Genomic DNA, 23,408 nt, shown 5'->3' on the forward strand with positions numbered 1-23,408 from the left:
CGTGGTGCCTCAGGGTTTGGCGTTGCTGCTGCCCACGCCACTGGCAGCAGCGCCGGGGGGGCTTGTGGCCGGTGCTGTGGCGGCTGGGGCGGGGCGCGTGGTCAGGCTGCGTTCAATGGCGCGCACGGCCTCCAGGCGCTCGCTCAGCTGGTCGTTTCGGCGCTGGGCTTCGCGCAGTTGCTGGGCCTGGCGGTCCAGTTGGTCTTCCAGGCGGCGCTGCTGGGTCAGGCGCGCCTCCAGCAGGCGGGCCAGCGGGTGCAGCTCTTGGGCGGCAGGGTTGGCCAGGGTGCGCTGCACCAGGCCCAGGGCGCGGGCCGTGTCCACGGGCTGGCGGGTTTGGGCCAGCACCAGTGCCAGGCGCAGCGCACGCGAGGGCTTGCTCTCGTCCACGTCCGACAGCCGGGCCGTCTCACGCGCCAGGTCGGTGGTGCTGGCGCCCAGGGTGCGGTCGGCATAGGCCAGGGTGTCGCGCAGCAGGTCTTTGGGCGCCGTGGTGGGCTCGTCGCTTTCGGCGGCCAGTGGCTCGGGCAAGGCCGTGGCGGGCTCTGCGGCGGCCTCTACCGCGTGGGCCGCAGTCGCCGGGGCCGCATTGGGCGGTGTGGGGGCTGTGGCGCAGCCTGCCAGCCAGGCCGCGCACAGGTATGTGGCGGCAAGGCCCCAGCGGGCAGCCCAGTGCGCAGGGCGGAGGGTCGGCAGGGCTTGCGGTTCAGGAAGCATCGGGCAATTCGATTCGGAAAAAAGAGCGGGGGGCGTCGCCCGGCATCTGCAGCACCTGCACCCGCCCACCGTGGGCGTGGATGTATTCCTGCACGATGGACAGCCCGATGCCGGTGCCACGCACCGCGTTCTCAGGCTGGCGCTCGCCCCGGTAAAAGGGTTCAAACACATGGGCCCGGTCGGCAGGGGCCACGCCGGGGCCGTCGTCGGTCACATCCACCAGCACCTGGCCGGGCGCGCGCGACACAGCCAGGCGCACGGTGCCTTGATCGGGCGAGAAGCGGATGGCGTTGGACAGCAGGTTGCCCATGGCCGAGGTGATTTTCTCCGCATCCAGCAGCAGAACGGTGCGCTCGCCGCTCACCTCCACCCGCAGGCTGCGGGCCTGCCATTGCAGGCGCTGGGCCTCCACCAGGTCTTCCAGCAGGGCGATCAGATCGGTCTCGCGCCGCTGCAGCTGGCGGGCTTCAAAGGCGGCGGCGTTAAAGCGCAGCAGCGCCTCGATCTCGCTTTGCAGCACCAGGGTGTTCTGGTGCAGGATCTGCGTCACTTCTTTCTGGCCTTCGCTCAGCTCTCCGGTCACGCCGTCCTGCAGCAGGGCCACGCCTTCGCGCAGCGCGGCCAGCGGGGTTTTGAGTTCGTGCGAGACATGGCGCAAAAAGCGCGCCTTGTCGGCGTCCAGCTCCAGCAGCCGCAGGCGCAGCCACTCCAGTTGCTGGCCCACGCGGCGCACGTCGGCGGGGCCGGTGATGGCCACGGGTTGCTCCAGCTGGTTCTCGCCCAGGCGGCGGATGGCGCGCTCCAGCCGCTTGAAGGGGCGCGCCAGCCAGATGCCCAGCCACAGCGCCAGCACCAGTGCCAGCACAATTGCGCCCACCAGTTGGTGCATTACGGTGCGGCGGCTGGCGTCTACCCGCGCTTGCAGTTCGCTGGCCTGGCGGGCATTGAGTTCTTGCACCGATTGCGTGATGGCCGCGTGCAAGGTGTCGAGCGCTACAAACTCTTCGGCCACGCTGCGTTCGTTCTCCAGCGACTGCCAGGGCGGTGCGCGCAGCAAATTGCGCACGGTTTGCATGCTGGCCTGCCACTGCTGGGCTTGGGCGGGCGGCAGGCCCGCGTCGCTCAGCTGGCGCACGATGCCCTGGGCATCGGCCGCCATGTCATCAAAGCTTTGGCGCAGCAGGGGGTCGTTCAGCACCAGCGATTGCCGGGCCGAGCGTTCCATGGCTTGGCCGCGCTGGTTCAGAGCCTGGGCCGCCACGTTCAGCGCGGCCGCCTGGGCGGCGCTGGCCTGGCTTTGGCCCATCAGCGCTTCCAGCGTGAACACCGCCCGCAGGGCGCTGGCGCCCAGCACCCCCGCAATCAGCAAGAAGGCGAGCAGCAGCAGTTGCTGAAACGAGGGGCCGTGCGGGCGAGCCTGCGGGGGGCTCGTGGGGTGTGGGGCCATGCGCTGGGGTGGGGGTCAGGCGGTGAGGGCGGCGCCCTCGCGCACCAGCACTTCACCCCGCAAGGTGTAGGCCTTGGCCTCGGTGATGGTCACATCCACCATTTGCCCCACCAGGCGGGGCTGGCCCACAAAGTTGACCACGCGGTTGCATTCGGTACGGCCCATCAGCTCGGTGGCGTCGCGCTTGGAGGCGCCTTCCACCAGAATGCGTTGCACCGTGCCCACGCGGCTTTCGCTGATGGACTTGATGTTGGCGTTGATCACGCCTTGCAGGTGCTGCAGGCGGCGCAGCTTCACGTCGTGCGGCGTGTCGTCGTGCAGGCCTGCTGCGGGTGTGCCGGGGCGGGGGCTGAAGATAAAGCTGAAGCTGTTGTCGAAGTGGATGTCGTCGATGAGCTTCATCATCTTGTTGAAGTCGTCTTCCGTCTCACCGGGGAAGCCCACGATGAAGTCGCTGCTCATGGCCAGGTCGGGGCGGATAGCGCGCAGCTTGCGCACCGTGCTCTTGTATTCCATGGCGGTGTAGCCGCGCTTCATGGCCATCAAAATGCGGTCGCTGCCGTGCTGCACGGGCAGGTGCAAGTGGCTGGCCAGCTTGGGCAGCTTGGCATAGGCCTCGATCAGCCGGGGCGTGAACTCGTTGGGGTGGCTGGTGGTGTAGCGGATGCGCTCAATGCCGGGGATGTCCGACACGTATTCGAGCAGCAGGGCAAAGTCGGCAATCTCGGCCGTGCCCCCCATCTTGCCCAGGTAGGCGTTCACGTTCTGGCCCAGCAGGGTGATTTCTTTCACGCCCTGGTCGGCCAGGCCCGCCACTTCCACCAGCACGTCGTCAAACGGGCGGCTCACTTCCTCGCCACGGGTGTAGGGCACCACGCAGTAGCTGCAGTATTTGCTGCAGCCTTCCATGATCGACACAAAGGCCGAGGCACCTTCGACGCGCGCGGGCGGCAGGTGGTCGAACTTCTCGATCTCGGGAAAGCTGATGTCCACCTGGGGCTTGTCCAGGCGCTCACGCTGGTTCAGCATCTCGGGCAGGCGGTGCAGGGTTTGCGGACCAAACACCACGTCCACATAGGGGGCGCGCTTGATGATCTCGGCGCCTTCCTGGCTGGCCACGCAGCCGCCCACGCCAATCTTCACGCCGCGTGCCTTCAGGTGCTTGATGCGGCCCAGGTCGCTGAAGACTTTCTCCTGCGCTTTTTCGCGCACCGAGCAGGTGTTGAAGAGGATGAGGTCGGCCTCGTCCACGTTTTGCGTGGGCTCGTAGCCTTGGGCGGCATTGAGCACGTCGGCCATCTTGTCCGAGTCGTACTCGTTCATCTGGCAGCCGAAGGTTTTGATAAAGACTTTTTTGGCCATGGCAATTTCGCAAATAGCAAGCAAACACCGCCGCCCTGGGGCGCGGTGACTGGGATGGGGAGGGGCTCTGGAGGGCTGCTTCCAGAGCCAAAGGCGCTGCCGCCGTGGCAGCGCCAGGGGCGTTATTTCAGGACGTTGCCTGTGGACACGTTGCCACTGCCCGAGTTGATGTTGGTGATGACCGTGTCGCTGCCCTTGAAGGGCTTGGCGGCTTCGGCCTCGCTCAAGATCCAGGCCGAGTGCAGCATGCCGCTGCTGGCTTCGATCACGTAGTTCACCTTGTAGGTCTGGCCGATCACGGTGTGGCGCTGCACCAGCGAGTTTTGGGGGCTGAACAGGCGCATGCCAGGGGCCATGCGGATGTCTTTGCTGTTGAGCTTGGCCTCTTGCACGCTCACGATGGTGAGTGTGCCGCGCAGGGCGGCTTCAGGGAAATTGCGCACGTTGCCCAGCGGGTTGACCACCTGGGCCTGCACGGGCTCAAGCGCCAAGGCGCCCAGCAGGCCGGTGAGGGCGACTGCGGCAAGCAGGGGACGCCACAGGCGCGGGGTGCCAGCCTTTGGAAGGTCGGTGGTGGCAGGGTGGGGCAGGGTGCTGGGGGATGTGGTCATGGGGCGTGTCAGCAATTCGTGGTGTTCATCCAGGGGCTGGGGTGGCGATTTTACGGCGTTGGCCCTGGCGGGGGCGTTGTTTCGCGGCACGCAGGGGCTTTGTGCGCCGCTCTACACCCGCCACGCGGGCAACTGCCAATTGCGCCACAAGGCCAGGCCGCGCAGCCCGGCCGTCACCAGCACACAGGCCAGCAGCGGGCTCACCACGGCGCCATCGGCCTGGCGCAGCGCCATGTCGGCCCAGCCCCCGGCAAAGGCGCACAGGGCGTAGGGGCGGTGGTCGCTGAAGGCCTGGGGCACCTCGTTGCACAGCACATCGCGCAGCACGCCGCCAAACACGCCGGTGGTCACGCCCATCATCACGGCAATCAGCGGGGGCATGCCCACGGCGGCGGCAATGTCCACCCCCACGGCGGCAAACAGGCCCAGGCCGATGGCGTCGGGCAGCAGCATGGCGCGCTCGGTGGGCTCAAAGTGGCGCTGGCGCATGAACAGCATGGCCGCCATGCTCAGCCCCAGAATGCCCCAGACAAACTCGGTGTGGCGCACCCAGAAGAAGGGGCGCTGGTCCAGCAGCAGGTCGCGCAGCGTGCCCCCGCCAAAGGCCGACACAAATGCCACCACGCACACGCCCACGGCGTCAAAGCGCTTGCGCGCCGCCATCATCACGCCCGACAGGGCAAAGGCCACGGTGGCAGCCACTTCCAGCGCCAGGCGCAACAGTTCAATCCAGGGGGCATCGGTCCATTTCATGCCCGCGATTGTCGTGCGTCGCTGTGCTGCGTGGGCCTACCTTGCGGGTGTGTGGGTGGTTTTGCTATTCAATTTATAGCTGCTTGCGCTTTTTGGATAAGCGCTAGGGGCTGATTTGGTTTGATGTTTGCTCCGCTCCCCACTGGTAGCAGAGTGGCGCCCAGCGCCACCACGCAGCCCTCCACACCTAGCCAGTCCGCCCAGCCGTTTGGCCCGCCTCGGATTTACCTCTGCCAGGTCGGCGGGCATGTGGGAACAGAGCGGACTGAAGTCGCTGGGCCTACCAGTTTCGGTAGCTGCGATATGTAAACGAACTGTTACCATTTGTAGGGCCCGTTGGCTCGGTGGAGTTGAAGCCCGGGGCGGTGGCATTTGCTCCTTGGCTATAGCCGGATGCCCCCCGATGGGAGCCAGGACAACTGTCAAACCAATCTAGAGAGGAACAGCAAATGGATGAGAAGGTCTTTTTTCAGCACGACGGCGTCAAAGTCACCAACGCCCGCTTTGTTGTGGACGCGCAAACTTTTGCCATGAGCAATGTCACGTCCATCAAGCCTGCAACAGAGGCACCTAGCCGACTGATGCTGATCGTCGTGTTGATTGTCGGTCTCATGATTGCTTTGAATTACCTCTGGTTCGGCATTGCTGTGGTCGCTGTCGCCGCGTTTCTGCTCTACAACCAAAAGACCTATTTCCACATCTTTTTGAACACCGCAGGGGGCGAAACCAAAGCGCTTTCCACCGTGGACAAGGAGTACTTCAACCAGGTGATTGCGGCACTGAACCAAGCCATCGTTCATCGGGGCTGACGCGCATGCTCAAACATACACTGATAGCTGCGGCGGTGTTGCTCTGTAGCCAGACATGGGCAGTCAACAAATGCACTGGAGCGGATGGGCGGCAGGTCTATCAAGACGCGCCCTGTGCAGGCCAGGGCACAAAAATGGACATCCGCCCCTCCACTGGCACGCCAGACCCATCTCAACAAGCGGATGCCCAGGCCAAGCGCGCAAAGCTCAAGCTCGACAACGAGATGGCCGAGGCGATCCGCGCAAAGCGGCCGATGGTGGGGATGACGAGTGCGCAACTCCAGGAGGCCATGGGCCAGCCTACCAAGGTCAATGCCAACAACTATGGCGGCACGCAAGCGGACCAGGTGATTTACGAGCGCTCAAACGAGACTTGGCTGGTGTACACGCGCAACGGCGTCGTGGAGTCGGTGCAGCACCGGCCTGGAGCACCCATCGGTTCGGCCCCTGCGCGTGTAAGCGGCCCTTGTCCCTCGCAACACGATATCAACAACGCTATCACGGCTGCATCCAGCATCTCGCTGTCAGAAGCGGAGCGAGCCGAACGTTGGAGAAGTATTCGAGTGATGCAAGCGTGCGGGAAGTGATCTTCCTCAAAGTCGGGGCTCCTGGTGGCGCGAATCGGAATCGCGCCAAATAAAGTGGCGCGAAAGGAGTTTGCGCGCCACTTTAGAACCTGTTCAAGATCTTTTTGGGGTCGCACAAGTGCTTTGCCGGGATGGGCTGCTAGGCGCAGCGCGCCGCCAATAGCCCGTGCTATTGGCAAGCGGTGCAACAACGCAGACCGCCCGGCAAGGCACTTGCCCGAAGGGTTGGAGTGAAATCGGGCGATTGAATGTCCCGGCTGCTTGCATGGGCACGAGCCCATGCGGCACATCCGAGGCATCCACTCATCCCGATTGCACTCCAATGCGATCCTCCAAAAAGATTTGGAACAGGTTCTTAGGAGCCTACTTTCTCTGTACATGCATTGGCCAGGGCACGACAGCGCGGTCTGGGGTTTTGGGTTGCTATGAAATAAATAGCTGTTTGCGCTTGTTTTACAAGGCTTTCAAGCCAATAGGTAGCAGCGCGGCGCCCAGTGCTACCACGCAGCCCGCCACCCCCTGCCAGCCTAGCCGTGGGGCCCACAGGCGGGTGGCTGCGGGCCACTGGTTCATGGTCAGCACCAGGGCGCCGCCCAGCACCATCCAGGCGGCTGCGACCAGGGCGAGGGCATCCACCCACTGCCCCGTGGCCAGGGCGGTGCAGCCTTGGAGCAGCAGGGTGGCCAGCACCACGGCGCGGTGAAGGTGGCGGTTGCCGCGTGGGGCACCGGCAGGTTCGCCCCACGCCCGGGTCGGTGTGGCGCGCGCCCAGGCTGACAGCCCCAGCAGCGATGCCAGCACGGCACTCAGGTGTGCAAAGTCGGCCAGGGTCATGCGGTGCTTTCGGTGCCGGGGCTGGGGTTGGGCGCTGTGCCTCTCTGAAATGCGGCGCCAAAGCGTGCCCGCACAGCACCCATCGCCCACATGGGTTGCCACAGGCACAGCACGGCAGCCACCGCCCATTGCGGCAGGCCTGATTTGTGGGCCAGGCCCGCACAGGCAGCGCCAGCCAGCAGCCACAGCGCGGCGGCCCAACGGGGCCACCAGTGCCGCAGCGTGGCCGCTGGCAGTGCGAGGAAAAAGGCAATGAGCAAGCCTGCCATGCCTGAAGGCCGTGCCGCCCCGGTGGCCACGACATGCCCCAGCCGGAAGGATTCCAGCGCTACGGCAGCCACCACCACAAAAGGCCAGTGGGGCCAGCCAGCCATGCGCTGCCACCACGGGGCGCGCATGGGGGTGGCTGTCACTGCGCCTGCTACTGCGCGCACCGCTTTGCCTGCAGCCCGAGGCGCCTGAATGCGCGCCGGGGCCATCACCGCCGCCAGCCCCGCGCAGGCCAGCGCACAGGCGGCCAAGCCCGTCAGCAACGATCCCGCCAGCGAAGTACCCAGCGCCCACCCGCCCAGCCCCAGGGCCAGCAACGCGGCCCCTGCGGCCCCCATGGCCACGCGCCACAGGCCCAGTGGGCGCAGTGCCACCCCGGCGGCAGACAGTGCCAGCCACAGGCCTATCAAAACCCACACCGTCCAGACGGGGCGCTGCGCAAGGGCGGGCCAGTGTGCCGGGATGGGCCCCAGGTGCAGCGCCATGGCCCCCACCAACGCGGCGGCCAGGGTGGCGTGCAGTGCCAGGTAAAAGCGGGTGGGTCGGTTCATGGGGCCGTGTGCAGGGGCGATGTGTCAGGCGATGGATGGTCAGGGCGCGGCAGCGTCTGCCGTGGCACGCCCAGCGGTCCGTGCCGTGTGCGCAGGCACGGCGGTGCGGCGGCGCTGCTGGCGTGAATCCAGCCAGATCAGGGTGCCAGAGATGGACAAAAACGCGGGCGTCATGCCCAGCACAAAGTAGAGCCACTTCAGCGTGAGCCCGCCAAAGTCACCAAAGTGCAGGGGCTCCATCAAGCCATTGAACTGCGACCAGAACCCCTGGGTGCGCGGGTCGTGCACGCGGGTGATGGCGCCGGTGGCGGCATTGGCCTCTACCCTGGCCGTGCTCAGCAAATGCCCTTGCAGGCTGCCGGTGAAGGCCACGCTGGCGCTGGCAGTGCCCCAGCGCTGCAGCGATGCATAGCGCGCTTGCAAACCCGGGGCCGCTTGCTGCGCGGCGGCGTACAGCGCATCCAGCGACAGCATGGGCGCCGGGGCTGCCGCTGCGGCTTTGCGAGAGGCCGCTGCGCCGTCGGCCGTTGCCAGCGGTGTGGATGCGGGTGCGGTCAGGTACTTGAAGCTCTGCTCAAACAGTGGCGCCAGCCCCATCCAGGCGCCCGTGCCCGCAATCAGGATGTGAAAGCCCAGGCCCCAGATGCCCACGCATTTGTGCAGGTCCGACATCACCACGCGCAGGCTGCGGCCCCAGCGCTGGGTGAACAGCTCGGCCAGGATCTTGCGGTGGATGACGATGCCGGTGGCAATCAACACCAGCATGGCCGCCCCCAGAAACCCCACGATCCACCGGGGCCCGAAGAACAGGAACACATGCAGCATGCGCAGGTACTGGCCGAGCTGGCTGTCCACCGGGCCCACCACCGCGCCGGTGTCAGCGCGCAGCGCGACCTTGGTGCGGGTGGTGGCCGGTGCTCCAGGCTCGCGCACAAAGGCGAAGTAATGGGGGTTGATGGCATCGGGCAGCGCAATCGTCTCCACCATGGCGCCGGGGTAGCGGGCCTGCAGCTGCGCCAGCACGGTGTCCAGCGGGGCGGGCGTTTCAGCACGCGGCAGCTGCGCCAGCGAGGGGTTGGCCCACAGATCGATCTCGTTCTTGAACACCACCACCGCACCCGAGAAGCACACGATGAACATCAGCAACCCCGTGACGATGCCCGCCCAGGAGTGCAGGACAAAAAGGCGGTTCAGGGTGCGCTGGCTGGTCATGGGCGGCTTGCGGGCAGGGTCGGTCGCGGGCAGGGTCAGAAGAAGTACGTCAGCCCCACGCTGAAGTTGCGCGGCAGCGAGGGCGAGACCACGTTGGCGTTGATGGCGCCGTCGTAGTACGCCTTGTCGAACAGGTTCTTCACACCGGCTGTGATGCGATAGTTTTCGCCCACGTAGCTGACGGACAGGTCGGCCACAAAGTACGACGGCAGCGTGAAGGGGTAGGAGCCGATCTGCTCGCTCACATACCGCCCGCCCATGCCCAGCGTCACACGCGGGGCCTGCGGCAGCTTGTAGGTGGCCCAGGCGGTGAGCGTGTGGCGCGGCGTGAGGTTCAGCGGCAGGCCGACGATGGCAGCGTTGTTGTCGCGTGTGACCTTGGTCTGCGTGTAGGTGTAGGCGCTGGTGAGCTTCCAGCCGTTCTTCAGGTCGGCGCCCAGTTCGGCCTCCAGGCCGCGTGCTCGCTGCTGGCCCGTGGCCACGCTGAAGCCGGTGTTCACCAGGTCGGCCGTGGTCACGTTGTTGCGCACCAGGTCAAACACGGCGAGCGCGCCGGTGAGCTGGCCACCGGGCGCCTCGTACTTCACCCCGGCCTCCCACTGCTTGCCTGTCTCTGGCACAAACGGCGTGCCGCCAAACGTGAGGCCCGACACCGGAAGGAACGATTCACCATAGCTGCCATACGCCGACCAGCCGGGCTTGAACTCATACACCAGGCCCGCAGACAGCGTGGTGGCGCTGTCCTTTTGGCTGGTTTGTTTGGCGGCCACCCGGTCATCGATGTCGTTGGTCGACCAATCGCGGCGCAGGCCCACCAAAGCCGTCCAGCCCTGGCCGAACTTGATCTGGTCTTGCGCATACAGGCCCATCACGTTGAGCTTTTCGGGCGCATCGCTGGTCAGGTTGACGGGGCAGGTAGCGGCCACGCCGTAGACCGGGTTGAACAGGTCGAGCGCACCAATGGTGCAGCGGCGCTGCGCTTGGTAAGAGTGGCCGGATCGCACGTCCAGCCCCGTCACCAGCTGGTGCTTTACGCCCAGCGCGTCAAAGTGCGACAGCAGCGAGGTGTCGGTAGCCAGCAGGTCGTAGTCCAGGTACTGGCGCGTCGCCTGGCGGTTTTGCAGCCGCTGGTTGGCCTGCAGCGCCAGGTTCGAGACAAAGTTGCCCGTGCCCTTCTCGCTCTCGTAGCGCACGTTTTGGCGAAAGGTCATGGTGTCCGACAGCTTGTGCTCCAGCGCATAGCCCACGGTTTTGCTCTCCACGTCGTACCCGCCAAAGCTCGGGTCGCCCGTGAACAGGGTGCGAGACAGGGTGCCGTTGCGGTTGGGCAGCACAGTGCCGTAGGGCGAGATGCCCTGCTGGCGCATCCACTGGCTTTGGCTGTAGGTGGCGAACAACACCAGGTCGGTCTGCGCGCCCAGGTCGACGGAGAGCGACGGCGCAAACCACCGGTCCTTGCGGTAGACGAACTGCGTGGGGTCGTCGGCATTCGAGACTTGCGCATTGATGCGCAGCGCCGTCTTGCCCGATTCAGACAGCGGCCGGTTGATGTCGGCCTGCAGCGTGCGCTGGCCAAAGCTGCCCACCTCCACGCCCACTTCGCTCAGCGCCTCTTTCTTGGGCCGTTTGCTCACCGCGTTGACGATGCCGCCCGGCTGCACTTGGCCGTAGAGCACCGACGCAGAGCCCTTGAGCACCTCAAAACGCTCGTACCCATAAGGCTGCAATTTGGCCCACATGCCCGGGCTTTGCACCAGGCCATCCACCAAGATGGATTCGGTAGAGCGAAAGCCCCGAATGTTCAGGTCATCAAACCCCCGGCGCCCAAAGTTGACAGGGCTCACGCCCGCCACGGTTTGCAGCGCTTGCTGCACATTGGTGACCTGGCGCGACTCCATCTGCTCGCGCGTGACCACGCTCACGGACTGCGGCGTCTCCAGCCGCCGCATGGGCGCCTTGCTGGCCGTTTGCGCCTCCACCGGAGCAAAGCCCATGTCTTTTTCGGTGCTGGCGTTGATGCGGACTTCCTGGAGCTGAGGGGCAGCGTCGGTGGGCGGTGTCTGTGCTAAGGCGACTTGCGCCAGGCACAAAGCGATGGGCGTCAGCGCAAACCGGCGCGCGATGCGGGAAGGCCGAAGGGCCAGAGGAGGCAGGGACATGAGCGGTTCCGAGGCAAGAGCGAGATCGCGGGCTTGCGTGGTCGGAACGCTGGCTGGCGGGACGGAGCGCGAAGGGTGAAAACCCTGCGCTAAAGGGAGTGCGCGATTCTATCTTTAATTGAGAATGGTTCTTGTTGTTGGTCTTTGGAATGGCTGGGAGGTGGACTGCGCTGAGGCAGAATTCGGCCAGAAGCAGTCCTAGAGTCCTGTGGATTTCATGCACGAACATCGGTACAACAAAGAGCAGCGATTGCAGCAACTTTCGGAGTTGCGGCTGGCTCTTAGAGACTTGATCGGTGTCGTTTCAGTGCGGCCCTCATTCGCGCATTTGAAGTCTGCATATGAAGCGGCTCTCGCTGATGTTGAAAATTTGCAGCTGCACGGCTTTGAGCAAGAACACCTATCCGCACTTAGCCGAGCCATACCCGATGCCTTCCATAGACACAAGGAGTGGATACCACCGCTGGAGCGTGACGCGATTGGCACCCTAATCGAACCGGAATGGTTCTTGAGCCTGGAATCGAAGTTGCAGCCCGTCCTCAGCAAGGCGAGAGTTTTGCGCGAGTTGGGCTACTACTGAGAGACGGCTTAGGGCCCATTGCAGGCTTTCGCTTTGCTCCGAAGCGGTCACTTTTTGAAGGTTAGCAATCAATCCCTCGCAGACGCAGAGCCTTGCAGATGCTTTCCAAACGGGGAGCAGTTTCATCGTCGCTGACGAAATACTGGCCTTGCGTCAGCGCCGCCACGCCCGAAGGAAAGGCATATAGAGGCGGATCGTAGTTTCTGATCGAGCCCTCAAGGTAGTAGTCGAATTCGTTAACGCTGCCAGGTTTGTTTGAGAACACGCACGGTCGTTCCTTCAACCATTTCGCGAACGCTCGGCTCACAGAGTCAAGTTTAGGAAATTTGACCTTTAGGGGTGTCGGCAGGAAGTGCACTTCGCCAACCGTCCACAGAACTCCTCGCTTCACCGTCGGGCTGAAAACCGTGACGACCGGCGAATTGATCTTGTCAGGGGTCCCGTCCGGCATAGAAACGACCGGCCCCAAGTCCTTGAAATGGAAGACGGTCGAATTTGGGGTGCGCATCTCTGTGGGCGACGGTGTAGCCGCCCTGAACCACTCAAGAACAGGCGACGGTTCAGCCGGGTCGACGATGAATCTGTAGCTAGTGCCCATCTGGTTCTGGTAACGGGGTAATGGCAGGTTTTGGCCGAATTCTGCCTCACGGCTCGCATAAACCAAGGCTTCCTCCGATGGCATCATAGGCGCAGCCAACGCGGTTCCAAGGCCCGTTGGCGCAATACGATGGCAAGGGCTGAAGCGCCTTTTCAACGGGCCCGGTCAGATCAGCACCTTGCGTGCGTCGTTGGCCTTGGACCAGTGCAGGATCTCGTAGCTCTGGCGCAGGCCTGCCGTAAAAAATGGGTCAGTCTGAAGCAAGGCCTCGATCTGGGCTTTGGATTCGGCCTCTGCGAGCCACAGTCCGCCCTTCGGAACCGCCCCGGGCTTGGCGCGCAAGGAGCCGCCCACGGGGATGATGTCTTGGTGCGCCTCCAGCCATGCAATGTGCGCTGGGAGTTGGGCGGCGCGGATATCGCCACAGCCGGGCTTGTCGGTGAAGATCACGGCAAAGAGCATGGGGTGCGGGTGGGTTGGCGAAGCAGCTGCGGCTTGGCAAGCCAGGCGGTGTTGATTTGCTATTGAAAATATAGCTGCTAGCGCTTTTTAGATGCGCCCTAGAGCCTATTTTTGTCTGAATGATTGGCATGGGCAGGCTCACCGCTTTCCCCCGCCTCTTCCACCCCGCCATACCCCGGGTACGCCGCGCCTGATGCATGCAGCGCCGCGCTCTCCTGCCGCTCTTTGGCCATCTGCTCGGCCAGTTGGCTGCGGCCTTCGCGGGCCACGGCGATGTATTTGGCCTGGTCTTTGTGGTGCGGGTACATGCGGTCGGCCAGGGCGATGTTGTGTTTGCGAAAGCGGTCGGTGAAGGTGGTGGCCTCGGCGGCGGAGAGGCCCATCAGCTCCAGCACGGTGTGCGCGCTTTTGAGGCTGGCCTCGAACAGCTCACGCTGCACCAGCGTCACGCCCAGGTCGCGCAGCTTGTTCCAGTGGCTGATGTCGCGCGCGCGGGCCACGATCTGCAGGTGGGGGAAGTGTTCGCGCGCCAGCTTGGCGATTTTGAGGGACTGCTCGGGGTCGTCCACCGCCACGACCAGGATGCGGGCGCGCTCAGCGCCTGCGATGCGCAGCAGATCGAGCCGCGTGGCGTCGCCATAAAACACGCGGTAGCCAAAGGTGCGGGCCACCTCCAGCATGTCCACGCTGTGGTCGAGCACGGTGGTGTGGATGCCTTCGGCCAGCAGCACGCGCGAGACGATCTGCCCGTAGCGGCCGAAGCCCGCAATGATGATGGGCGCCTCTTGCGGCTCGGAGATTTCTTCGGCCTGGGGCGTGATCTTGAGGCGGGCGTAGCGGCGCAGCAGCACGCGGTCCAGCAGCACCAGCAACAGCGGGCTGATCAGCATCGACAACGCCACGGCGCCGATGAGCAGCGAGGCGGTTTCTGCCGCAAACACGTTGGCACCAGCGGCGGCTTGGAACACCACAAATGCAAACTCGCCGCCTTGGGCCAGCAGCAGGGTGAACACGGGGCGCTCTTGGTAGGGGATGTTGACCAGCTTGGCCAGCGTGTAGATAACGATGGCCTTGGCCGCCAGGAAGCCGACCAGGATGGCCGCCATGAGGGCTGGCGAGCGCAGGATGACGCCAAAGTCGATGCTCATGCCCACGGCGATGAAGAACAGCCCGAGCAGCAGGCCTTTGAAGGGCTCAATGTCGGCCTCGAGCTCGCGGCGGTATTCGCTGTCGGCCAGCAGCACACCGGCAAGGAAGGCCCCCAGCGCCATCGACAGGCCCACCAGCACCATCAGGTAGGCGATGCCCACCACCAGCAGCAGCGCGGCGGCGGTGAAGATTTCAGGGGTTTTGCTCTTGGCGATCCAGCGCAGCAGGGGGCGCAGCAGCAGGCGCCCGCCCAGGATGATGGCGCCGATCACGCCGACGATCTTGAGGGCCTCCAGCGCCACATCGGTGGGTGTGTGGCCCGCGCCTTCGCCCGCCGCTGCGCCCAGGATGGGCAGCATCGCCAGGATGGGGATGGCCGCCACATCCTGGAACAGCAGGATGGAAAACCCCGCTTGCCCGCTGCTGGTGCGCATGAGGTTGCGCTCTGCCAGCACCTGCAGCGCAATGGCGGTGGACGACAGGGCCAGTCCCAGCGCGCCCACCAGACTGATGCGCCAGGGCAGCCCCGCCAGCCAGCCCAGTGCAAACAGCGCCGCCGCGCAGCCCAGCACCTGGGCGGTGCCGGTGCCAAAAATGGGGCGGCGCAGCGCCCACAGGCGGCTCGGTTGCAGCTCTAGCCCCACCAAAAAGAGCATGAGCACCACGCCAAACTCGGCAAAGTGCAGGATGTCTTGCACATTGCTCACCAGCCCCAGCCCCCAGGGGCCGATGGCAATGCCTGCGGCCAGGTAGCCAATGATGGAGCCCAGGCCCAGCGCCTTGGCCAGGGGCACGGCAAGGACGGCGGCGCTCAGGTATAAAAAGCCGTAGGTGAGCCAGGTGGGTGCGTGTTCCATGGGGCGGGCGGTGGTGTGGGTGGAAGGGGCGGGTGCTGCAGAATTTTGGCATCTGCGCAGCGTGGTGATTTTCTGCTATTTATTCAGTAGCGTTTCGCGCTTTGCTGGCTTGCTGCAAGGCGGATTTTGATCCTGGTCTGGATGCGCCAACTGGCGCTATGATGCAGCCCCTTCATCCCCCTCATTGCGGTGCACCCCATGGATTTGCAAACCTGGCTGGCTTTTTTTGCGGCGTCTTGTCTGATTGCGGTGTCGCCGGGCTCTGGCGCGGTGTTGTCGATGAGCCATGGCCTGTCGTTTGGAGTACGCAAGACCAGTGCCACCATTTTGGGCCTGCAGCTGGGCTTGCTGCTGATTTTGCTGATCGCCGGGGCGGGCGTGGGCTCGCTGCTGCTGGCGTCTGAGGTGGCCTTCAGCGTGGTGAAGGTGGGCGGCGCCTGCTACCTGATCTGGGTGGGCCTGAGCCAGTGGCGCGCGGGCGACCGCTCGCCCATCCACGGCGACGAGGCGGCACCCGCAGGCCCTTGGACCAAGCGCTGCCTGACCGGCTTTTTGACCAACGCCACCAACCCCAAGGGCATCATCTTCATGGTGGCCGTGCTGCCCCAGTTCATGACCGACACGCGTCCGCTGTGGACGCAGCTGCTGGTGATGGCCGTGACCACCATGGCCGTGGACGTGGTGGTGATGCATGGCTACGCTGCCGGGGCCAGCGCGCTGCGCCGCCTGATGCGCAGCGCCCGCGCTGTGCGTGTGCAAAATCGGGTGTTTGGCGGCCTGCTGATGGCTGTGGGCGCGGGGCTGTTCTTCGTCAAGCGCGGCGGGCAGCACGCCTGAGGCCTGGGAGGCCCCTGCCATCAGTGGCTTGGGTGTGTTTTTGCTATTGATTTGGTAGCTTCTAGCGCTTATGTATAAAGCGCTAGCGTCGAATTTGTTTGTTATTTTTCGCATCCCGTCACAAGGAGATCGATATGCCAGTGGTTGTTGTTGCCAATCCCAAGGGCGGTGTGGGCAAGTCCACCCTCTCGACCAACGTGGCGGGTTACTACGCCAGCCGGGGGCACCCGGTCGTGCTGGGGGACATTGACCCGCAAAAATCTGGCCACCTGTGGCTGAGCCTGCGCCCCGCCAACGTGGCCGCCATTGGCCGCTGGGATACCGATGCCGACGCGCCGGCCAAGCCGCCCAAGGGCACCACCCATGCCGTGCTGGACACGCCTGCCGGCCTGCACGGCAGCGCCCTCAAAGACGTGCTGAAGATCGCTGACAAGGTCATCGTGCCGCTGCAGCCCAGCATTTTTGACATCTACGCCACCCAGGCGTTTTTGGACAAGCTGCGCGAGCACCGCCATGCAGCGGGTGTGCAGGTGGGCATTGTGGGCATGCGCATTGACGAGCGCACCCGCTCGGCCGAGCAACTGCACCATTTTGTGGAAGGCCTGGGCCTGCCGGTGTTGGGCTATGTGCGCGACACCCAAAACTATGTGCACCTGGCTGCCCAGGGGCTGACGGTGTTTGACGTGGGCAGCACCACCCGCGTGGCGCGCGACCTGGAGCAGTGGCAGGGCATTTGCAACTGGCTGGACGCCTGATGGAGGTTGGAGCGCTGAACAGGGGGCAGGCCAGCCCTGCGTTCCTGTCGCGTGGCAGACAAGGGCCGTAGAAGGCCAGCGCTACATTGGGGCGATGAAAATCTTTCGCTCTTACACCGAAGTCAGCGCTTGCGTGGGCCAGGAAGTGGCCGTGACCGACTGGATCACCATCACGCAAGAGCAGGTCAACCTGTTCGCCCAGGCCACGGGCGATCACCAGTGGATCCATGTGGACCCTGAGCGCGCCAAGGCTGGGCCGTTTGGCGCACCGATTGCGCATGGCTTTCTCACGCTGTCGTTGATTCCGAAATTTTTTGAGCAGGGCCTCACCATCGAAGGCGCCCGCATGGGCGTGAACTACGGGCTCAACCGCGTGCGCTTTACGGCGCCCGTGCCGGTGGGCAGCCGCTTGCGGGCCCGCTTGGTGCTGCAGGCCGCCGAGCGCATGGAGCCGGATGGCATGCAGATGACCTGGCTGGTGACGGTGGAGCGCGAGGGCAGCGACAAGCCTGTGTGCGTGGCCGAGTCGCTGGCGCGCAACTACGGCGCAGCGCCTTGAGGCCATTAGTCTTGGCGACTGGGCCGCTGAGCAGTTAATCCGTTGAGCGTTGGCCTGCGGGCCAAGGTCGCAGCGCTCGCTCACACAGCAAAAAGGCCTGCCGGGCAACCCGGGCAGGCCTTTTTGACGCTGGGGCAGTGGTGTGGACCGTTTGTGGGCAAATGCTGCGCCGGTCCTCGACTGCGTTGGCGTTGGCGTTGTGCGTTGGGCGCTTATTCAGCGCTGGAGGTACGGCCCGCCTTGGCTGCGGCCATGGCGTCGTTGCGTGCATCGGTGCGGGCCAATGCAGAGCCGTTGACGTTCAGCGGCGCAGGCACGTTGTACCACTCGGAGTCTTGGGGCAGGGTGCCTGCGGCGCGGGCGGCCACCAGCTCGGCCACCACGGCTTCGCGGGTCAGGGTGCTGCTGGCTTGGGCGCTCAGGGGGTAGTTGTTCCAGTTGCCATCGCTGGGCAGGGCCGAGTCGGCTTGTGCTGCAAAGGCGCTCAGGGCGAGTGTGACGGCGGCGAGGGTGCGGTACGTGTTCATGAGGATTCCTTCAAAAGTTGGGCTTTTCTCCAGACCCACCCCGGTGCACAGTGCGCCAGCGGGGCCTGCCTCGGTGAGTGTCCGTAGCGGTGTCGCTCATCGATGGGGTGAACTTTATCTAGGGTTATCCCTTTGAAAAATAGCATCCTTGGCAATGAATAATTCGCAAAACAGAAATAATCCAACCTTTGGCTAAAACATAATTTCCCAAATGGATAGGCTTCTGACCATGCGTGTTTTCCAGGCCGTTGTGGACGAAGGCGGCTTTGCCGCTGCCGCACGGTGGCTTGAACTGTCGCCCCCGGTGGTGACGCGGCTGGTGGCTGACCTAGAGCAGCACCTGGGCACGCGGCTGCTGCAGCGCACCACGCGCAAGCTGGCCCTGACCGAGGCGGGCGACGCCTACCTAGCACGGGTGCGCAGCATCCTGCATGAGATTGAAGACGCCGAAGCGGCAGCGGCCGCCAGCACGCGCGACCTGCGCGGCACCATCCGCATCGTGGCGTCGCCGGTGCTGGCCACCAACTTCCTGGCACCACTGCTCAGCGAGTGGCATGCGCTGCACCCCCGGCTGATGCTGGACATTGATATCGACGCCTATGCCTCCAGCCGGGTGGATGAGTTTGATGTGACCTTCATGGTGGCGGCCGAGAACTTCGATGCCAACATCGTTGCCCGCCCCTTGATGCAGGGCGAATCCATCGTGGTGGCGGCCCCAGGCTACCTGGCGCGCAAGGGCTTGCCGTTGCCTGGGCAGCCCCAAGACCTGTTGCAGCACGACTACCTGCGCGATTCGGGCATGGCAGCGCGGGCTCACCCAGGGTTGGGTCGCAAACTGCGGCTGTCGCATGTGGATGGGCTGCAGCCCCCGCAAGAGCTGGACGTGCCGTCGGTGGTGCTGCAGTCGATCAGCACCGAGGTGCTGATGCGCGCCGCGGTGGACGGCATGGGTGTGGCTGTGGCGCCGCGCCTGCTGGCACACGAGTACCTGGCCCAGGGCGAACTGGTGCAGTTGCTGCCGGGATGGATCTACGCACGCTACACCGTGTATGCCGCACTGCCTTCTGGCCGCATGCTGCCTGCGCGCACCAAGGTGTTTTTGGATTTTTTGAGCGAGCAGGTGCGCAAGTCCATGGCAATGCGCAAGCAGATCGAGAGCTACCCCGGGCTGCCCGCTGGCGAGGCGGCTTAACTTCCGGCGGCCACCTCTGGTGCGGGGGGCTTGGGCATCGCAAACTGGTTTTGCCGCCAGGCCTCAAACACCGTCACTGCCACTGCGTTGGAGAGGTTGAGGCTGCGCTGCCCGGCCACCATGGTCAGGCGCAGGCGCTGGCTGGGGGCAAAGGTCTCGCGCAGCTCGGGCGCGAGGCCACGGGTTTCCGAGCCAAACACCAGCCAGTCGCCCGGCTGAAAGGCCGTGTCGTGCACGCCCTGCGTGCCCCGCGTGGTGAGTGCGAACATGCGGGTCGGGTCGGGCTTGGCATCGCTCAAAAACGTGGCCCAGTCGCGGTGCTTGAGCACCTGGGCGTACTCGTGATAGTCCAGCCCTGCGCGGCGCATGAGGCGGTCTTCCATGGAAAAGCCCAGCGGCTCCACCAAGTGCAGCGTGCACCCGGTGTTGGCCGCCAACCGGATCACGTTGCCGGTGTTGGGCGGGATTTCGGGCTCGACAAGAACAATGTGAAACATGCCGCTATTGTCGTTGCCTAGGAGTCTGCGTGGCAGAAGGCATCGAAGCGAAACGCGCGAAAACCGAGGATCGCGTGGCGCTACCGATAAGCCCAGGGTGGCCCCCTGGGCGCCGGAGGTAGTACCGCGCGAGACCGGTTTATCGCACGTTGCAGCCGATGCTCCTTCAGCCGCGCAGACTCCTAGCGGGCTGCCTCATCCCATGCGTCCCACTCAGGCCGTGAACTGCAGCTTGGCCAGCTGGGCATACACGCCCTGGGCGGCCAACAGGCTGGCGTGGGTGCCTTGCTCAACGATGCGGCCGTGCTCCAGCACCACGATGCGGTCGGCGTTTTGCACCGTGGCCAGCCGGTGCGCAATGACCAGGGTGGTGCGCTGCCCGGTGTGGCGCTGCATGGCGGTGTCCAGCGCGGCTTGCACCATGCGCTCGCTCTCGGCATCGAGTGCGCTGGTGGCTTCGTCCAGCAGCAGCAGGGGCGGGTTCTTCAAAATGGCACGGGCAATGGCGATGCGCTGCTTTTGCCCGCCCGACAGGCGCACGCCGCGCTCACCCAAAAAGGTGTCGTAGCCCTGGGGCAGGGCCAGGATGAAGTCGTCGGCAAAAGCGGCCTGGGCGGCGGCCTTCACTTCTTCTGGGGTGGCATCTGGCTTGCCGTAGCGGATGTTCTCCAGCGCCGACGCGCCGAAGATCACGGCGTCTTGCGGCACGGTGGCAATGTGGCTGCGCAGCGTGGTGAGTGCCAGGTCGCGGATGTTCACCCCGTTGAGGAAAATGCCCGACGGCGCCGCGTCATCGTGCGGAGCTTGCGCGTCGTAGAAACGCTGCAGCAACTGAAACACCGTGGTCTTGCCTGCGCCGCTGGCGCCTACCAGGGCCACCGTTTCACCGGGTGCCAGGGTGAGTGAAAAATCGGCCAGCGCAGGCTGGTCGGGGCGCGACGGGTAGCGAAACTGCACCGAGGCAAAGTCAACCGCCAGGCCCCGGCCGGTGTGCGGTAGTGGCAGGGGCGATGCGGGCTCTGCCACAGGCGATTGGGTGGCCAGCAGCTCCATCAGCCGTTCGGTGGCTCCAGCGGCGCGCAGCAGGTCGCCATACACCTCGCCCAGCACGGCCACGGCGCCTGCCAGCAGCATCACGTAAACCACGGTTTGCCCCAGGTGCCCAGCGGTCATCTGGCCCGCCAGCACCGCCTGTGTGCCACGGTACAAGCCCCACAGCAGCAGGGCTGCGTTGGCGATGATGATGAAGGCCACCAGCACGGCGCGTGCGCGGGTGCGCTGCACGGCGGTGGAGAAAGCGCTTTCGGCCGCCCCCGCAAAGCGGGCGGACTCGCGCTGCTCTGCGGTGTAGCTTTGCACCACCGGGATGGCGTTGAGCACTTCGGCCGCAATGGCGCTGGAGTCGGCCACGCGGTCCTGGCTGTCGCGCGAGAGCTTGCGCACGCGCCGCCCAATCCACATGGCGGGCAGCACCACCAGCAGCACGGCCAGCAGCACCACCGACATCACATAGGGGTTGGTCCACACCAGCATGCCCAGCGCGCCAATGCCCATCACGGCATTGCGCAGGCCCATCGACAGCGACGAGCCCACCACGGTTTGCACCAGCGTGGTGTCGGCCGTGAGGCGCGACAGCACCTCGCCGGTCTGGGTGCTTTCAAAGAACTGGGGGCTTTGGCGCAGCACGTGGCTGTATACCGCCTGGCGCAGGTCGGCCGTCACCCGCTCGCCCAGCCAGCTCACGGCATAAAACCGGGCGGCAGAAAAAACACCCAGCCCTACGGCCACCAAGAACAGCGCACCAAAGTGTCCGCGCAGTTCCATGGCTTGGCTGGCGCGGTCGCCCGCGACCAGACCTGTGTCGATCAAATCGCGTAACGCCAGCGGAAATGCCAGTGTGGCCAGCGCTGCCAGCACCAGGCACAGCAGTGACCACGCAATGCGCGCACGGTAGGGCTTGAGAAAGGGCACAAGCCCGGTGAGCGAGCGCGGTGCACCGCGTGCGTTGCCAGCGGGGGCAGTGGGTGTGGCCATGGGGTATGGGATGGGCAGAGGGGCTGTGAAGGGCGGGGCTGCGTGCCCCGCGTGATGGCGCATGGTAGGGCGATCAGGTGTTGCGCGGGTGTCGCCAGATATCGGTAGATGTCAATTCATGTCGCTATGTATCGCTGCGTGTCGTTGCCCATCGCTGTGGATTGGGGTGCGCTGGGCGCGAGGGTGAGGGCATAGGGTCTGTGTCTAGGCATTAATACATAGGCATTAGTACCAGTATCTGCCAACCACGGTCGGGGCATACGATGCACCACAGCAAAGCGGCTTCACGCCAGCCTTTGCGCAAGTCAGTTTTCATCCCGCACCATGGAGTGACCCAGGCGCAATGAGCGATGTGATCCTTGAAACCCAGAGCCTGACCAAAGAGTTCAAAGGCTTTACCGCCGTCAGCAATGTCAACCTTGCGGTGCGCCGGGGCTCCATCCATGCGCTCATCGGTCCCAACGGGGCGGGCAAGACGACTTGCTTCAATTTGCTCACCAAGTTTCTGGTGCCCACCTCCGGGGTGATCCGCTTCAACGGGCGCGACATCACGGCAGAGGCCCCTGCGCAAATTGCGCGCCGAGGGGTGATTCGCTCTTTTCAGATTTCGGCGGTGTTCCCTCACCTCACGCTGCTGGAAAACGTGCGCCTGGGCCTGCAGCGCAAGCTGGGCACGTCGTTCCACTTTTGGCGCAGCGAGCGCAGCCTGCAGCAGCTGGACGAGCGCGCCATGCAACTGCTGACCGAGGTAGGCCTGGACGACCTGGCCGACGAGGTGACCGTGAACCTGCCCTATGGCCGCAAGCGCGCTTTGGAGATCGCCACCACGCTGTCGATGGAGCCCGAGCTCATGCTGCTGGACGAGCCCACACAAGGCATGGGGCACGAGGATGTGGACCGGGTGACGCAGCTCATCAAAAAGGTCTCGGCCGGGCGCACCATCTTGATGGTGGAGCACAACATGAAGGTGGTCTCCACCATTGCCGACTGCATCACGGTGTTGCAGCGTGGCGCAGTGCTGGCAGAGGGGCCGTATGCCGAGGTCTCCAGCAACCCGCAGGTGATGGAGGCCTATATGGGCACGACAGATGGCCAACTCCAAGGGGCGCATTGAATGAAGAAGCTCCCCCTGAGTCGCTTCGCGCCTTCCCCCTCTCTCGACCCGCTGCGCGAGTCGAGAGGGGAACGCCCCCAGTGCACACAAGCGAAGCGCCGCCTGAGCAGCGCGACGGCCCTTGCGCGGCGGGGGCCCTGGCTTTGTGCGCGCCGGTTTCTACAGGCAGCGTGGAACGCAATGGACCACTGAGATGGCTAATCCTTCAAACAACAACGGCGTGCCCGCGCTGGAAATCAAGAACCTTGAAGCCTGGTACGGCGAGTCGCATGTGCTGCATGGGGTCGATATCGTGGTGCAACCTGGCGAGGTGGTGACCTTGCTGGGGCGCAATGGCGCCGGGCGTACCACCACCATGCGCGCCATCATGGGTCTCACGGGGGCCCGCAAGGGCTCGGTCAAGATCAATGGGGTGGAGACTGTGGGCATGCCCACCCACCGCATTGCCCACCTGGGCGTGGGCTATTGCCCGGAAGAGCGGGGCATTTTCTCCAGCCTTTCGTGCGAGGAAAACCTGCTGTTGCCACCGGCTTTGAAGACCGGCACACCAGGCATGTCGGTGCCCGAGATTTACGCCATGTTCCCCAACCTGGCGGAGCGGCGCAACAGCCAGGGCACGCGCCTGTCGGGCGGCGAGCAGCAGATGCTGGCCGTGGCCCGCATTCTGCGCACGGGCGCCAATTTGCTGTTGCTCGATGAAATCTCGGAGGGCCTGGCCCCTGTCATCGTGCAGGCCCTGGCCCGCATGATCACCACGCTGCGCCAAAAGGGCTACACGGTGGTGATGGTGGAGCAGAACTTCCGCTTTGCTGCACCGCTGGCAGACCGCTTTTATGTCATGGAGCATGGGCGCATCGTGGAGCAGTTTGGGGCCGAGCAACTGCAGGCCAAGATGCCCGTGCTCAACGAGTTGCTTGGGGTTTGAATTCCCCTGC

At 64.8% G+C, this 23,408-nt stretch carries 24 protein-coding genes; 9 read left to right on the forward strand and 15 right to left on the reverse strand.

The genetic code is table 11. From position 1 onward, the window contains the following. Positions 1–9: 9 nt before the first annotated feature. The 5 genes from CLU86_RS01010 to CLU86_RS01030 all read right to left on the reverse strand — a co-directional run bounded on the left by CLU86_RS01010 (position 10) and on the right by CLU86_RS01030 (position 4,890). Positions 10–717 (reverse strand): hypothetical protein, encoded by a 708-nt coding sequence (locus CLU86_RS01010; RefSeq protein WP_233194721.1) that lies wholly within the window; start codon positions 715–717, stop codon positions 10–12. Beyond that, entirely contained in the window at positions 707–2,164 is a 1,458-nt protein-coding gene (locus CLU86_RS01015) for a HAMP domain-containing sensor histidine kinase (protein WP_099740267.1), read from the reverse strand. Before CLU86_RS01015 ends, CLU86_RS01010 begins: the two co-directional genes overlap by 11 nt. Before the next feature lie 15 nt (positions 2,165–2,179). After that, the gene (miaB, locus tag CLU86_RS01020; RefSeq protein ID WP_099740268.1) at positions 2,180–3,526 is read right to left on the reverse strand and encodes a tRNA (N6-isopentenyl adenosine(37)-C2)-methylthiotransferase MiaB; all 1,347 of its coding nucleotides are present in this window, start codon (positions 3,524–3,526) and stop codon (positions 2,180–2,182) included. A gap of 122 nt (positions 3,527–3,648) precedes the next feature. Further along, positions 3,649–4,137, reverse strand: a complete 489-nt coding sequence (locus CLU86_RS01025) for a hypothetical protein (RefSeq protein ID WP_369803796.1) — start codon at positions 4,135–4,137, stop codon at positions 3,649–3,651. 111 nt (positions 4,138–4,248) lie between these two features. Next, positions 4,249–4,890, reverse strand: coding sequence for a trimeric intracellular cation channel family protein (locus CLU86_RS01030; protein WP_099658206.1), 642 nt, complete (start codon positions 4,888–4,890; stop codon positions 4,249–4,251). Between the two features lie 449 nt (positions 4,891–5,339). On the opposite strand from CLU86_RS01030, the gene CLU86_RS01035 reads away from it, so the two are divergent. Then, on the forward strand, positions 5,340–5,699 hold the full coding sequence (locus CLU86_RS01035; RefSeq protein WP_099658207.1) for a DUF6232 family protein: 360 nt from the start codon (positions 5,340–5,342) through the stop codon (positions 5,697–5,699). Between the two features lie 134 nt (positions 5,700–5,833). Next, positions 5,834–6,286, forward strand: a complete 453-nt coding sequence (locus tag CLU86_RS01040; RefSeq protein ID WP_099740269.1) for a hypothetical protein — start codon at positions 5,834–5,836, stop codon at positions 6,284–6,286. Between the two features lie 453 nt (positions 6,287–6,739). Here the strand turns inward: CLU86_RS01040 and CLU86_RS01050 are convergent, their stop codons facing one another. Genes CLU86_RS01050 through CLU86_RS01065 form a run of 4 tightly spaced genes read right to left on the reverse strand, consistent with a single transcriptional unit; the run spans position 6,740 to position 11,312 of the window. Then, complete coding sequence (locus tag CLU86_RS01050) at positions 6,740–7,120, reverse strand: hypothetical protein (RefSeq protein WP_099740270.1); 381 nt, start codon at positions 7,118–7,120, stop codon at positions 6,740–6,742. Continuing rightward, positions 7,117–7,941, reverse strand: a complete 825-nt coding sequence (locus CLU86_RS01055; protein WP_099740271.1) for a hypothetical protein — start codon at positions 7,939–7,941, stop codon at positions 7,117–7,119. The genes CLU86_RS01050 and CLU86_RS01055 overlap by 4 nt, the downstream gene beginning before the upstream one ends. Positions 7,942–7,980: 39 nt before the next feature. After that, positions 7,981–9,153: a PepSY domain-containing protein gene (locus CLU86_RS01060; RefSeq protein ID WP_099740272.1), complete on the reverse strand. Its 1,173-nt coding sequence runs from the start codon at positions 9,151–9,153 to the stop codon at positions 7,981–7,983. A 35-nt stretch (positions 9,154–9,188) separates the two neighbouring features. After that, a complete protein-coding gene (locus CLU86_RS01065; RefSeq protein WP_099740273.1) occupies positions 9,189–11,312 on the reverse strand; it encodes a TonB-dependent siderophore receptor in 2,124 nt (707 codons plus the stop codon). A 208-nt stretch (positions 11,313–11,520) separates the two neighbouring features. Here CLU86_RS01065 and CLU86_RS01070 point away from each other — a divergent pair, with 208 nt between their 5' ends. Further along, a complete protein-coding gene (locus CLU86_RS01070; RefSeq protein WP_199175072.1) occupies positions 11,521–11,892 on the forward strand; it encodes a hypothetical protein in 372 nt (123 codons plus the stop codon). 61 nt (positions 11,893–11,953) lie between these two features. Here CLU86_RS01070 and CLU86_RS01075 read toward each other — a convergent pair whose 3' ends face one another. The 3 genes from CLU86_RS01075 to kefC all read right to left on the reverse strand — a co-directional run bounded on the left by CLU86_RS01075 (position 11,954) and on the right by kefC (position 14,958). Beyond that, positions 11,954–12,577, reverse strand: a complete 624-nt coding sequence (locus CLU86_RS01075) for a hypothetical protein (protein ID WP_099740275.1) — start codon at positions 12,575–12,577, stop codon at positions 11,954–11,956. 78 nt (positions 12,578–12,655) lie between these two features. Further along, a complete protein-coding gene (locus CLU86_RS01080; protein ID WP_099740276.1) occupies positions 12,656–12,952 on the reverse strand; it encodes a YciI family protein in 297 nt (98 codons plus the stop codon). A gap of 98 nt (positions 12,953–13,050) precedes the next feature. Next, a complete protein-coding gene (gene kefC / locus CLU86_RS01085; RefSeq protein WP_099740277.1) occupies positions 13,051–14,958 on the reverse strand; it encodes a glutathione-regulated potassium-efflux system protein KefC in 1,908 nt (635 codons plus the stop codon). Between the two features lie 198 nt (positions 14,959–15,156). Here kefC and CLU86_RS01090 point away from each other — a divergent pair, with 198 nt between their 5' ends. The 3 genes from CLU86_RS01090 to CLU86_RS01100 all read left to right on the forward strand — a co-directional run bounded on the left by CLU86_RS01090 (position 15,157) and on the right by CLU86_RS01100 (position 17,109). Then, positions 15,157–15,795: a LysE family transporter gene (locus CLU86_RS01090; protein WP_099658217.1), complete on the forward strand. Its 639-nt coding sequence runs from the start codon at positions 15,157–15,159 to the stop codon at positions 15,793–15,795. A gap of 134 nt (positions 15,796–15,929) precedes the next feature. After that, a complete protein-coding gene (locus CLU86_RS01095; RefSeq protein WP_099740278.1) occupies positions 15,930–16,550 on the forward strand; it encodes a ParA family protein in 621 nt (206 codons plus the stop codon). 94 nt (positions 16,551–16,644) lie between these two features. Then, positions 16,645–17,109 carry a MaoC family dehydratase gene (locus tag CLU86_RS01100; protein WP_099658219.1) on the forward strand — a complete coding sequence of 155 codons (465 nt, stop codon included), beginning with the start codon at positions 16,645–16,647 and terminating at the stop codon, positions 17,107–17,109. Positions 17,110–17,321: 212 nt separating this feature from the next. On the opposite strand, the gene CLU86_RS01105 is transcribed toward CLU86_RS01100, so the two are convergent. Further along, positions 17,322–17,636, reverse strand: a complete 315-nt coding sequence (locus CLU86_RS01105) for a DUF4148 domain-containing protein (protein ID WP_099740279.1) — start codon at positions 17,634–17,636, stop codon at positions 17,322–17,324. A gap of 229 nt (positions 17,637–17,865) precedes the next feature. Here CLU86_RS01105 and CLU86_RS01110 point away from each other — a divergent pair, with 229 nt between their 5' ends. After that, positions 17,866–18,828, forward strand: a complete 963-nt coding sequence (locus CLU86_RS01110; protein WP_369803797.1) for a LysR family transcriptional regulator — start codon at positions 17,866–17,868, stop codon at positions 18,826–18,828. Here the strand turns inward: CLU86_RS01110 and CLU86_RS01115 are convergent. Next, complete coding sequence (locus tag CLU86_RS01115) at positions 18,825–19,325, reverse strand: tRNA (cytidine(34)-2'-O)-methyltransferase (RefSeq protein WP_099740281.1); 501 nt, start codon at positions 19,323–19,325, stop codon at positions 18,825–18,827. The two genes, CLU86_RS01110 and CLU86_RS01115, sit on opposite strands and share 4 nt — an antisense overlap. Before the next feature lie 213 nt (positions 19,326–19,538). Further along, positions 19,539–21,359, reverse strand: coding sequence for an ABC transporter transmembrane domain-containing protein (locus CLU86_RS01120; protein WP_099740282.1), 1,821 nt, complete (start codon positions 21,357–21,359; stop codon positions 19,539–19,541). A 343-nt stretch (positions 21,360–21,702) separates the two neighbouring features. Between CLU86_RS01120 and CLU86_RS01125 the strand changes: the two genes are divergently transcribed. After that, positions 21,703–22,473, forward strand: coding sequence for an ABC transporter ATP-binding protein (locus CLU86_RS01125; protein WP_099740283.1), 771 nt, complete (start codon positions 21,703–21,705; stop codon positions 22,471–22,473). A 193-nt stretch (positions 22,474–22,666) separates the two neighbouring features. Continuing rightward, on the forward strand, positions 22,667–23,398 hold the full coding sequence (locus CLU86_RS01130) for an ABC transporter ATP-binding protein (RefSeq protein ID WP_099740284.1): 732 nt from the start codon (positions 22,667–22,669) through the stop codon (positions 23,396–23,398). Positions 23,399–23,408: the final 10 nt, after the last annotated feature.

It is taken from the genome of Acidovorax sp. 62 (assembly GCF_002754495.1).
Classification (GTDB): Bacteria; Pseudomonadota; Gammaproteobacteria; order Burkholderiales; family Burkholderiaceae_C; genus Acidovorax.

What these genes read in the sequence shown, in the direction of transcription:
- CLU86_RS01110 (WP_369803797.1), top strand. Translation starts at nt 17,866, where the DNA reads ATGCGTGTTTTCCAGGCCGTTGTGGACGAAGGCGGCTTTGCCGCTGCC.
- CLU86_RS01025 (WP_369803796.1), bottom strand. Translation starts at nt 4,137, where the DNA reads ATGACCACATCCCCCAGCACCCTGCCCCACCCTGCCACCACCGACCTT.
- CLU86_RS01115 (WP_099740281.1), bottom strand. Translation starts at nt 19,325, where the DNA reads ATGTTTCACATTGTTCTTGTCGAGCCCGAAATCCCGCCCAACACCGGC.
- CLU86_RS01050 (WP_099740270.1), bottom strand. Translation starts at nt 7,120, where the DNA reads ATGACCCTGGCCGACTTTGCACACCTGAGTGCCGTGCTGGCATCGCTG.
- CLU86_RS01090 (WP_099658217.1), top strand. Translation starts at nt 15,157, where the DNA reads ATGGATTTGCAAACCTGGCTGGCTTTTTTTGCGGCGTCTTGTCTGATT.
- CLU86_RS01055 (WP_099740271.1), bottom strand. Translation starts at nt 7,941, where the DNA reads ATGAACCGACCCACCCGCTTTTACCTGGCACTGCACGCCACCCTGGCC.
- CLU86_RS01080 (WP_099740276.1), bottom strand. Translation starts at nt 12,952, where the DNA reads ATGCTCTTTGCCGTGATCTTCACCGACAAGCCCGGCTGTGGCGATATC.
- CLU86_RS01060 (WP_099740272.1), bottom strand. Translation starts at nt 9,153, where the DNA reads ATGACCAGCCAGCGCACCCTGAACCGCCTTTTTGTCCTGCACTCCTGG.
- miaB (WP_099740268.1), bottom strand. Translation starts at nt 3,526, where the DNA reads ATGGCCAAAAAAGTCTTTATCAAAACCTTCGGCTGCCAGATGAACGAG.
- CLU86_RS01120 (WP_099740282.1), bottom strand. Translation starts at nt 21,359, where the DNA reads ATGGCCACACCCACTGCCCCCGCTGGCAACGCACGCGGTGCACCGCGC.
- CLU86_RS01095 (WP_099740278.1), top strand. Translation starts at nt 15,930, where the DNA reads ATGCCAGTGGTTGTTGTTGCCAATCCCAAGGGCGGTGTGGGCAAGTCC.
- kefC (WP_099740277.1), bottom strand. Translation starts at nt 14,958, where the DNA reads ATGGAACACGCACCCACCTGGCTCACCTACGGCTTTTTATACCTGAGC.
- CLU86_RS01100 (WP_099658219.1), top strand. Translation starts at nt 16,645, where the DNA reads ATGAAAATCTTTCGCTCTTACACCGAAGTCAGCGCTTGCGTGGGCCAG.
- CLU86_RS01130 (WP_099740284.1), top strand. Translation starts at nt 22,667, where the DNA reads ATGGCTAATCCTTCAAACAACAACGGCGTGCCCGCGCTGGAAATCAAG.
- CLU86_RS01105 (WP_099740279.1), bottom strand. Translation starts at nt 17,636, where the DNA reads ATGAACACGTACCGCACCCTCGCCGCCGTCACACTCGCCCTGAGCGCC.
- CLU86_RS01075 (WP_099740275.1), bottom strand. Translation starts at nt 12,577, where the DNA reads ATGATGCCATCGGAGGAAGCCTTGGTTTATGCGAGCCGTGAGGCAGAA.
- CLU86_RS01030 (WP_099658206.1), bottom strand. Translation starts at nt 4,890, where the DNA reads ATGAAATGGACCGATGCCCCCTGGATTGAACTGTTGCGCCTGGCGCTG.
- CLU86_RS01035 (WP_099658207.1), top strand. Translation starts at nt 5,340, where the DNA reads ATGGATGAGAAGGTCTTTTTTCAGCACGACGGCGTCAAAGTCACCAAC.
- CLU86_RS01125 (WP_099740283.1), top strand. Translation starts at nt 21,703, where the DNA reads ATGAGCGATGTGATCCTTGAAACCCAGAGCCTGACCAAAGAGTTCAAA.
- CLU86_RS01010 (WP_233194721.1), bottom strand. Translation starts at nt 717, where the DNA reads ATGCTTCCTGAACCGCAAGCCCTGCCGACCCTCCGCCCTGCGCACTGG.
- CLU86_RS01040 (WP_099740269.1), top strand. Translation starts at nt 5,834, where the DNA reads ATGGACATCCGCCCCTCCACTGGCACGCCAGACCCATCTCAACAAGCG.
- CLU86_RS01065 (WP_099740273.1), bottom strand. Translation starts at nt 11,312, where the DNA reads ATGTCCCTGCCTCCTCTGGCCCTTCGGCCTTCCCGCATCGCGCGCCGG.
- CLU86_RS01015 (WP_099740267.1), bottom strand. Translation starts at nt 2,164, where the DNA reads ATGGCCCCACACCCCACGAGCCCCCCGCAGGCTCGCCCGCACGGCCCC.